This is a genomic window from uncultured Gordonia sp. (genome assembly GCF_937858515.1).
In the GTDB taxonomy this organism is placed as follows: Bacteria; Actinomycetota; Actinomycetes; order Mycobacteriales; family Mycobacteriaceae; genus Gordonia.
Genome location: NZ_CALLZT010000065.1, coordinates 1 through 9,220 on the forward strand (window position 1 = coordinate 1; position 9,220 = coordinate 9,220).

General features: G+C 68.4%; 9 protein-coding genes. 4 read left to right on the forward strand and 5 right to left on the reverse strand.

Going from position 1 to position 9,220, the window contains the following annotated elements; all coding sequences use genetic code 11:
• A partial coding sequence (locus Q0627_RS05690; protein WP_298808278.1) for a polyprenyl synthetase family protein occupies nucleotides 1-673 on the reverse strand: 673 nt, incomplete at its 3' end.
• A 101-nt stretch (nucleotides 674-774) separates the two neighbouring features.
• On the opposite strand from Q0627_RS05690, the gene Q0627_RS05695 reads away from it, so the two are divergent.
• Nucleotides 775-2,025, forward strand: coding sequence for a geranylgeranyl reductase family protein (locus Q0627_RS05695; protein WP_298808281.1), 1,251 nt, complete (start codon nucleotides 775-777; stop codon nucleotides 2,023-2,025).
• A 20-nt stretch (nucleotides 2,026-2,045) separates the two neighbouring features.
• The gene (locus Q0627_RS05700) at nucleotides 2,046-2,963 is read left to right on the forward strand and encodes an oxygenase MpaB family protein (protein WP_298808284.1); all 918 of its coding nucleotides are present in this window, start codon (nucleotides 2,046-2,048) and stop codon (nucleotides 2,961-2,963) included.
• A gap of 414 nt (nucleotides 2,964-3,377) precedes the next feature.
• On the opposite strand, the gene Q0627_RS05705 is transcribed toward Q0627_RS05700, so the two are convergent.
• The 3 genes from Q0627_RS05705 to menD are packed head-to-tail and all read right to left on the reverse strand — an operon-like array spanning nucleotide 3,378 to nucleotide 6,238.
• Nucleotides 3,378-4,082 carry a demethylmenaquinone methyltransferase gene (locus Q0627_RS05705; protein ID WP_298808292.1) on the reverse strand — a complete coding sequence of 235 codons (705 nt, stop codon included), beginning with the start codon at nucleotides 4,080-4,082 and terminating at the stop codon, nucleotides 3,378-3,380.
• A gap of 18 nt (nucleotides 4,083-4,100) precedes the next feature.
• On the reverse strand, nucleotides 4,101-4,556 hold the full coding sequence (locus Q0627_RS05710; RefSeq protein WP_291013948.1) for a DUF3592 domain-containing protein: 456 nt from the start codon (nucleotides 4,554-4,556) through the stop codon (nucleotides 4,101-4,103).
• The gene (gene menD / locus Q0627_RS05715) at nucleotides 4,553-6,238 is read right to left on the reverse strand and encodes a 2-succinyl-5-enolpyruvyl-6-hydroxy-3-cyclohexene-1-carboxylic-acid synthase (protein ID WP_298808294.1); all 1,686 of its coding nucleotides are present in this window, start codon (nucleotides 6,236-6,238) and stop codon (nucleotides 4,553-4,555) included. The genes Q0627_RS05710 and menD overlap by 4 nt, the downstream gene beginning before the upstream one ends.
• A gap of 43 nt (nucleotides 6,239-6,281) precedes the next feature.
• On the opposite strand from menD, the gene Q0627_RS05720 reads away from it, so the two are divergent.
• Nucleotides 6,282-7,562 carry a trans-acting enoyl reductase family protein gene (locus Q0627_RS05720; protein ID WP_298808297.1) on the forward strand — a complete coding sequence of 427 codons (1,281 nt, stop codon included), beginning with the start codon at nucleotides 6,282-6,284 and terminating at the stop codon, nucleotides 7,560-7,562.
• Between the two features lie 116 nt (nucleotides 7,563-7,678).
• Here Q0627_RS05720 and Q0627_RS05725 read toward each other — a convergent pair whose 3' ends face one another.
• Nucleotides 7,679-8,266 carry a PaaI family thioesterase gene (locus Q0627_RS05725; protein WP_298808301.1) on the reverse strand — a complete coding sequence of 196 codons (588 nt, stop codon included), beginning with the start codon at nucleotides 8,264-8,266 and terminating at the stop codon, nucleotides 7,679-7,681.
• A 178-nt stretch (nucleotides 8,267-8,444) separates the two neighbouring features.
• Here Q0627_RS05725 and Q0627_RS05730 point away from each other — a divergent pair.
• Nucleotides 8,445-9,220: 1,4-dihydroxy-2-naphthoyl-CoA synthase (locus Q0627_RS05730; protein ID WP_298808298.1), on the forward strand; the 776-nt coding region annotated here is incomplete at its 3' end.

Genomic DNA, 9,220 nt, shown 5'->3' on the forward strand with positions numbered 1-9,220 from the left:
TGTCGATGATGTCGTCGGACACCTGGAAGGCGATGCCGATGATGTCGCCGATCCGCGCGAGGCGCTCGATGCTGTCGGGGTCGGCACCGGCGGCCATCGAACCGAACCGGGCGGCGGCAGCGATCAGCGAGCCGGTCTTCTCCCACACCACCTTCAGGTAGTGGTCGATCGGGTCGATGTCGCCGGTCGCGCCGACGGTCTCCCGCATCTGGCCGGTGACCAGTTCGGCGAACGTCTCGGCGATGATCCGCACCGCGTCGGGGCCGAGCGTCGACACCAGTCGCGATGCCCGCGCGAAGAGGAAGTCGCCCGACAGGATGGCGATGCTGTTGGTCCAGCGGGCGTTGGCCGACTGCGCGCCACGGCGCATCGGGGCCTCGTCCATGACGTCGTCGTGGTACAGGGTGGCCAGGTGGATCATCTCGACGACCGTCGCCGCGGTGATCACGTCCCGGCTGCCCGGGTCGGGGCCGAACTGGGCGGCCAGGATCGCGAACATCGGCCGGAACCGTTTGCCACCGGCCTTGGCCAGGTGGGTGGCGGCCTCGGTCATGATCGCGTCGCCCGAGGACAGTTCGGTGATCAGCAGGTCCTCGACGTCTGCCAACGCCGACCGCACCACCTCGGCGAACTCGTCGGTGCCCAGGTCAAGTCCGGCGAAAGTCGACTTCACGTCCCGTGCCGCCCCATCTCGTTGGTCTCCCGCAACAGCCGTCGATGGCCGTCACACTGCCTGTGAGCGTAACCGCTACCGGCTGCCGACATACTGGTCGGGTGAGCAACCAACCCCAACCTGTGGACGTTCTGGTCGTCGGGGCGGGCCCCGGCGGCGCCGCGGCCGCCGCACACGCCGTGGCCGCCGGACGTGCGGTGACACTCATCGACGGGGCCACCTTTCCGCGGGACAAGACGTGCGGCGACGGCCTCACCCCACGCGCGGTGGCCGAACTCGACGCCCTCGGCCTCGGCTCGCTACTCGACGGCAGGCCACGCATCGACGGGCTGCGTCTGGCCGGGTGGGGGGCGACGCGGGAGGTGCCGTGGCCGTCGGGACGGTTTCCCGCACACGGCAGCGCGGTGGCCCGCACCGAACTCGATGAGGAGATCCGGGCGCACGCGGTCGCGTCCGGGGCGACGATGCTGCAGGGCACCAAGGCCGTCGGCGCGGTGATGGCTGGTGATCGGATCGAGTCGGTCACGCTGGCCGGGCCGAGTGGGACGTCGGACGTCGCGGTGCGCGATGTGATCGTCGCCGACGGGGTGCGCTCGACCCTCGGCAAGACGCTCGGCCGGCAGTGGCACCGCGACACCGCATACGGGGTGGCCGCCCGCGCATATGTGGCGTCCGAACGCGCCGATGAGCGGTGGATGGGGTCGCACCTGGAACTGCGCGGCCCCGACGGCGGACTGCTGCCCGGCTACGGGTGGCTGTTCCCACTCGGCAGCCAGGGCAACGTTAACGGCCTGCTCAACATCGGGGTCGGGGCGCTGGCTACGGCCAAACGTCCGGCGAGCATGCAACTGCGGCCGATCCTGGAGCACTACACCGAGTTCGTCCGCGACGAATGGCGCATCGGTGGCGTCCCGATGCGGGTGGCGTCGGCGCTGCTGCCGATGGGCGGGGCGGTCACCGGGGTGGCCGGGCGCAACTGGATGCTGATCGGCGACGCCGCAGCCTGCGTCAACCCGCTCAACGGCGAGGGCATCGACTACGCGATGGAGACCGGGCGCCTGGCCGTCGAACTGCTCGGTGCCGATGACTACACCACCCGCTGGCGCGACGTACTGACCGAGCACTACGGGCTCGCGTTCTCGGCGGCACGCAGGCTGGCCGGGGTGCTCACGGTGCCGCAGGCGGTACCCGCCCTGGGGCGGCCCGGGATGCGGTCGGCGCGGCTGATGTCGATGGTGGTGCGGGTGATGGGCAACCTCATCACCCCCGACGACGCCGACCTGGTGGCCCGGGCCTGGCGCACCGCCGGCCGTCTCTCCAGCCGGATCGACGACCGTCCGCCGTTCCGGTGAGTGGCGGTAATCTACATCACATGACGACAGCCACGTCTCTCACTGCCCGATTGCGCGCGCGGCGTGCCCGGCGTTTCGCGTTGCGCGACGAGATCGCCGCCCGCGACGACGGAGACTTCGAGTCGATCGTGCGCGACCTGATCAGTCGCGAGTTTCCGTGGGGCAACACGCAGGCGCTGAGTTTCGCGCTGTTCCGCACGTACGCGGTCCCGTCGATCGGCGATCTGCTGTGCGACACCCGCCAGTTCACCGAACACACCCAGAAGCGTTACGACGACACGGTGCTGCTGCTCGACGCACCTATCGAGCACGGTGTGTCGTCGACGATGGGGCGCACCGGGATCCGGCGGGTCAATGAGATGCACGGCATGTATGACATCTCCAACGACGACATGCTGTACGTGTTGTCGACATTCGTGGTGTGTCCGGTGGACTGGATCAACAGCTACGAGTGGCGCAACCTGACCGACCGGGAGGTCACCGCACTCACCGACTATTACCGGCTGCTCGGAAAACGTATGGGTATCAAGGGGATTCCCGAAGACTACGCGGGATTCGAAAAGCTGATGGAGGAGTACGAGATCGGCCATTTCACCTACTCCCCCAAGGCACGGGAAGTCGCGGACTCGACACTGGACCTGCTGGGTACGTTCGCGCCGTTCCATCTGCTGCCGCGCGCGGCGGTGCGGCGAATCTCGTTCGCGCTCATGGACGATCGGCTGCGGGTGGCGTTCCGGTATCCGCGGCCGACGCGGGTGGAGCAGGTCGTGGTGCGCGGCGGGCTCAAGGCGCGTGGCCTGGCGATCGCGCTGCTGTTTCCGCCGCGCCATGAACCGATGTTCGGCCGGCAGACTCCGCAGGTGCGCGGCTACCCGAACGGCTACGAAATCGAGAAACTGGGCACGTTCAAGCCCGGCTGCCCGGTGCCGCACATCTGAGGTGGTCCGGCCATGTGCCAAAAGGTCACCGGACCCTTCGTGACCCTCGCTCCTGCGTCGCATCGGCCTCAGGGATCAAGATGTCCGCCGCATCGGCCTCAGGGATCAAGATGTCCGCCGCATCGGCCTCAAGGATCACGATGCATGGCCACGTCGACCGTCTTGGCCCCGGTAAGCAACCAGCGGCGCGATGGTCAAGATGAACGGCCACGTTGATCTTGACCATCGCGAGGACTACATCAAGCGGTCGGCTACCTCGTTCGCGAAAGCGTCCACTCTGGTGCACGTTGATCTCTTGATCGCGAGGACTACATCAAACGAGGCAACCTTCTTGATCCCTGAGGCCGAAGCGACGCAGGAGCGAGGGTCACGAAGGGTCCGGTGAGATGAGGCTCTCAGGCCGGGTAGGGGATGTCAGCGGACGGCGGAGTGGACGGCGGTGATGCCGCCGGTGAGGTTCTGCCAGCGGACGCCCGAGAAGCCGGCGTCGCGGATGAGTTCGCCGAGTTCGAATTGGTCGGGCCAAGCCCGGATCGATTCGGCGAGATACACATACGCGTCGGGATTGCTCGACACCTTGGTGGCCACGGCGGGCAGCGCCTTCATCAGGTATTCCATGTAGACGGTGCGGAAGGGCCGCAGCGTGGGAGTCGAGAATTCGCAGATCACCAGGCGGCCACCGGGTTTGAGGACGCGATGGAATTCGCTGAGTGCCCGCGGTACGTCGTTGACATTGCGCAGGCCGAAGGAAATGGTTGCGGCGTCGAAGGAGTGGTCGGCGAACGGCAGATTGAGGGCGTCGGCGGCGACCTTGGGCACCGGCCGACCGGCACCGGCCTTGAGCATGCCGAGGGAGAAGTCGGCGGCGATGCACCGCGCCCCGGACTTGGCCAGCTCGACCGTCGACACCGCCGTACCGGCGGCCAGATCGAGCACCACGTCGGAGGGTTTGAGCGCGAGCGCCTTGCGGGTGACGGTGCGCCAGCGCCGGTCCTGCCCGAACGAGAGCACCGTGTTGGTGATGTCGTAGCGCCGGGCAACGCCGTCGAACATCTGGGCGACCTCGGCCGGATCCTTGTCGAGTGTCGCCCTGCTCGGATGCCCCGCGGTGTCAGCCATGGGTATCACGCTACTGGGTCACCGATCGCCCGCAGTCACCCGATCAGGCCGGCGGGCGGTGAGCCTTCGGTTGGTTTCGGCCAGACCGATCACGACGGCGCCGATGACCAGCCACAGCAGCGCCACCACCGACACGGCGGGCACGATCGACAGGCTCGCGTCGCGGCCGGCTGGGCGGGCCAGGTCGGGGTTGGTGGCGTCGTATTCGACGCTGATCCGCTGCCCCTGGGTCAGCTCTGTGGGATAGAGCAGGCCCAGGCGCGGGCTGTGCAGCTGGCCGTCGGGAGTCTGGAAGCTGACATCGGCGCGCAGGTCGCCCGCGTACAGGACGTCGGCCATGACGGTGGCCTTGTGCGCCTCGATCTGGTGATCGTTGCGGTAGCACGCGATCACCAGCACCGCACCCATCACGGTGCCGACGAGCCCGACCAGCAGTAATCCCTTCTGGACGCGCCGCAACACCGCCGCATTCATGGGATTTCCCGGTACCGGGCGGCGATGGCCGCGTGGAGGTCGCGCAGCCGGGCGCGATCGGTGCTGACCTCCACGACCTCGAGCCCGCCGGGCACCTCGGTCTGCAGGTAGCCGCTCAATTCGCCGAGGCTCACGCGCCGGTGGGCGATGTGGAATCCTGCGCACAGCGCTGCCAGGTCGGTGCGATGCGGGGTGCCGAACACCCGCTCGTACGCCCCCTCGTACGGGCCGGTGTTGAAGCGCGGGTCACCTTGTTCGAGCAGCCCGAAGATCCCGCCGCCGTCGTCGTTGGCGACGACGATCCGCAGGTTGGACGGACGTGGTTCGCCGGGCCCGATGAGCAGGCCGGTCGCGTCGTGCACGAACGTCAGATCGCCCATGAGCGCGACGGTGCGGGCACCGGGGTCACGCGATTGCAGGTCGAGGGCGGCGCCGATGGCGGTCGAGTTGGTGCCGTCGATGCCGGCGACTCCCCGGTTCGAGAGCACCCGGACTTCGGGGCTGACGCGGCCGGCGAGCGCGACGTCGCGGATCGGGTTGCTCGCCCCCACCACCAATTGGTCACCGGGCCGCAGTGCCGCCGACACCGCCCGCGCCACATGCAGGCCGGTGGTGTTGCCGGGGACATCGAGTTCGGCGTCGACTGCCGTGACCACGCGGTGCTGGGAGTCGGCGCAGTGTTTGAGCCACGCTTCGCCCGGCGCGCCGGTGACCTCGGCGCGGGTTCCGGTGGCGTACACATTGCCCGACACGTCGGGCCAGCGTGGGCCGGTGGTGAGCGCGTACACCCGCACGTTCGGGTCGGCGAGCAGCCGCGACACCCCGCGATGCAGGGTCGGACGCCCGCAGATGATGGCCTGCCGCGGTGAAATCGAATCGAGCGCCAGCGGATGCAGTGGCGTCTCGACGGCCGGCGCGGTGGGTTCGGCGACGGTGGGTACCGCGGCCAGCTCAGGATGGGTACCCGCGCCGTGACCGGACACGACGACGGTGTCGAGGGTCAGGTCGATCGGCAACGGGACATCGAGCCTGCCGACGGGCGCCTGCGTCCATGGCAGCCCGCCGGGACGGCCCTCGAAGATCCCCAGGTCCTGCCGAGCCTCGCCGGGGTCGGCCGGAATGAGCGGCTCGCGCAGTGGGATGTCGAACTGGACGGGTCCGGCGTTGCCGGTGCGGGCACCGCGTGCCGCGGCCAGCACCCGGCCGACGGCCGACCGCCACTGTGAATTGGTATCCAGGTCCTGCTCGGCCAGGCCAAGACTGATCGCGGCCCGCACCTGGGTACCGAAGATCCCGAACTGTTCGATGGTCTGATTCGCCCCCGATCCGAGCAGCTCGTACGGCCGGTTCGCCGACACCACCACCAGCGGCACGCGGGCGTAGTTGGCCTCGAATACGGCCGGTGACATGTTGGCGACGGCGGTGCCGCTGGTCATGATGATCGGCACCGGCTGCCGCGACGCCGCGGCCAGGCCGAGCGCCAGGAAACCGGCCGAGCGTTCGTCGATCCGCACATGCAGCCGGAGCCGTCCGGCGGTGTCGGCCGCGTGCAACGCGAATGCCAGCGGCGCGTTTCGCGAACCCGGGCAGAGCACCGCCTCACGCACCCCGCCGCGGATCAGTTCGTCGACGATGACCCGTGCCTGCAGGGTGGACGGGTATTCGGAGCGAGGCTGGTGCATCCTCCCACCCTAAATGGGGCCGCGGGAGTCTAGAGTCGGACGTATGAGTGAAGACACAACGACGGTGTCCGATAAGTCCGGTAAGCGCGAGTTCGACGTCGTGGTGTTCGGTGCGACGGGCTTCGTCGGCGAACTCACCGCACGCTACCTGGCCACACATGCCCCGGCCGGGACCAAGATCGCGCTGGCCGGGCGTTCGGAGGCCAAACTCGTCGCATTGCGTGAACGCATCGGCGGGGCCGCGACCGACTGGCCGGTCCTCGTCGCCGACGCGGACTCACCTGCTTCCCTTGATGCGATGGTCTCTCGCACCCGCGTGGTGTGCACCACCGTCGGCCCGTATCTCAAGTACGGCGAGGCACTGGTGGTGGCCGCGGCGACCGCCGGCACCGACTACGTCGACCTGACCGGCGAGGTGCCGTTCGTGCGGTTCTCCATCGACAAGGCCCACGATCTCGCCGCGGGCTCCGGTGCGCGCATCGTGCATTCGTGCGGTTTCGACTCGATTCCGTCGGATCTGACGGTGTGGGCGCTGTATCGCAAGATCGCCGCCGACCGCGCCGGGGAGCTCACCGACACCACATTCGTGTTGCAGTCCTTCCGTGGCGGGGTGTCCGGCGGCACCATCGATTCAGTGCGGGTCATCGCCGATCAGGCCAAGGACTCACAGGTACGCAGGCTGATGCTCAATCCGCAGGCGCTGTCGTCGGGCCCGGGCGACCCGCCCCGATCCGAAATGCGTTCGGAGCCCAGCGATCTCAATATCGTGTCGGCCCGCAAGGTGGATCCGTCACTATCGGGGACACTGGCCCCGTTCTTCATGGCCTCACACAACACCCGAATCGTCCGGCGCTCGAATGCTTTGCTGGAAGGCGGTTATGGCGAGAACTTCCACTACGGCGAGACGATGAACGTCGGCGACATTCCGGTGGTGTCGGCGGTGACCGCCGGGCTCGTCGGGGTGGGCACGGGCGCGTTCCTGGGCGCCATGAGTTTCGGGCCGACGCGTCGGCTGCTGGACCGGGTACTGCCCGCACCCGGCGAGGGACCGAACCAGAAGACCAGGGACAAAGGACACTTCACTGCCGAGGCGTTCACCACCAGCACTACCGGCCGGCGCTACCGGGCCCGCTTCCGTGGTCACGGCGATCCCGGCTACAAGGCGACCGCGGTGATGCTCGGCGAGAGCGCCCTGGCCCTGGCCCTCGACCGCGACAGGCTCCCCGACCACCACGGGGTGCTCACCCCGGCAGTGGCGATGGGCGATGTCCTCACCGAACGCCTGAACCACGCGGGCTTCTCCATCGGCGCGGTAGCGCTGTAATCGACTCCCGTACAAGATGACAAGGTCGTCTCACCGGGTTTCGAGGCGCCTCGCCCAGCGGCTCGTCGCACCTCAACCAGCGAGGAGGAACCTCGACCGGCGAAAGGGTGCGGCCTTTACGGCTGGCCGGGGTTGAGGCGGATGAACAGGCCGTCGAGTTCGGCGCACAGGCGGTCGCCGTCGTGCATGGTGCCCTTGATGAAGGCTTTGCGGCCCTCGACGCGGTCGGCCCAGGCACGCATCTTCAGCGCGGTGTTTAGCGGGGTGACCGAGCGGTAGTCGACTCTGAGGTAGCCGGTGCGGCAGATGCCGTTGGTGGCCACCGCCGACGCGTATCCGCCGATGTCATCGAAGGCGACGGCGACCTGTCCGCCGTGGGCGGCGTCGTTGCCCCCGAGGTGGTAGTTGGTGAAGGTGACCGTCGCCTCCACCGACCCGTTCTCCCTGTCGATGTTGTCGATGACGAACGGCGGCAGGGTGATGTTGCCGCGGGCCGGCAGGTCGATACGGGTGCCTGCCGGGGTGTGCCACTCGTCGATCTGCACCGCGGCGAGCTTGGCGTTGAGATCTTTGAGGGTGTCGATGAGGTCGTCGCCCATCTCCGGTGTCGGGCACGCCAGCCGCACGTTGTCCATGAACAGCCGCACCTGCTCGATGAACTCGCCGTAGCGGGGACCGCCCCTGTCGCCGACGGCCGGGTCGATCGGCCGGAAGCCGCCCCGGCGCGAACCCTCTTCGTCGGCGGAGTCCGCGGCCGCACCGCTCAGTATGTCTTGCACGTCACTCACCCTCTCACCGTAGTAGAACGTGTTCACCCGTGGGTCTCGAACCTCCCACCAACCGACACCGCACGAATCCGGCGTCCCGTTAGGGTGGACGGTCATGAGCACCTCATCGGCAGCGTCCCCCTTCGATCCCGCCCAGTGGGCAGCCGTCCCCGGATTCGGCGATCTCACCGACATCACCTATCACCGGCACACCGGTGAGGGCCGGGCGAACGGCATCGTGCGGATCGCGTTCGACCGGCCGGAGGTGCGTAACGCGTTCCGGCCGCATACCGTCGACGAGTTGTATCGCGTCCTCGATCACGCGCGCTGCTCCCCCGATGTCGGGACCGTGCTGCTGACCGGCAACGGGCCGAGCCCCAAGGACGGGGGGTGGGCGTTCTGCAGCGGCGGTGACCAGCGGATTCGCGGTCGGTCGGGGTACCAGTACGCCACCAGTCACGATTCGGACGTAACCGCAGCGGGCGTCGAGGGCGTCGACGAGGCACGGGTGAAAGCCGAGGGTGGGCGGCTGCACATCCTGGAGGTACAGCGGCTCATCCGCACAATGCCCAAGGTGGTGATCGCCGTGGTCAACGGCTGGGCGGCGGGCGGCGGGCATTCGCTGCACGTGGTGGCCGACCTGACGCTCGCATCCCGCGAGCACGCCCGATTCAAGCAGACCGACGCCGACGTGGGCTCGTTCGACGCCGGGTACGGCAGCGCCTACCTGGCCAAGCAGGTCGGGCAGAAGTTCGCCCGCGAGATCTTCTTCCTCGGCGAGGCCTACGACGCCGAGACGATGCACCGGATGGGTGCGGTCAACCGGGTCGTCGACCACGCCGAGTTGGAGAACACCGCGATCGAGTGGGCGCGCACCATCAACGGCAAGTC

Bases quoted from the DNA above. Each gene is read 5' to 3' on its own strand.
- Q0627_RS05700 (WP_298808284.1), top strand. From the start codon at position 2,046: ATGACGACAGCCACGTCTCTCACTGCCCGATTGCGCGCGCGGCGTGCC.
- Q0627_RS05705 (WP_298808292.1), bottom strand. From the start codon at position 4,082: ATGGCTGACACCGCGGGGCATCCGAGCAGGGCGACACTCGACAAGGAT.
- Q0627_RS05710 (WP_291013948.1), bottom strand. From the start codon at position 4,556: ATGAATGCGGCGGTGTTGCGGCGCGTCCAGAAGGGATTACTGCTGGTC.
- menD (WP_298808294.1), bottom strand. From the start codon at position 6,238: ATGCACCAGCCTCGCTCCGAATACCCGTCCACCCTGCAGGCACGGGTC.
- Q0627_RS05720 (WP_298808297.1), top strand. From the start codon at position 6,282: ATGAGTGAAGACACAACGACGGTGTCCGATAAGTCCGGTAAGCGCGAG.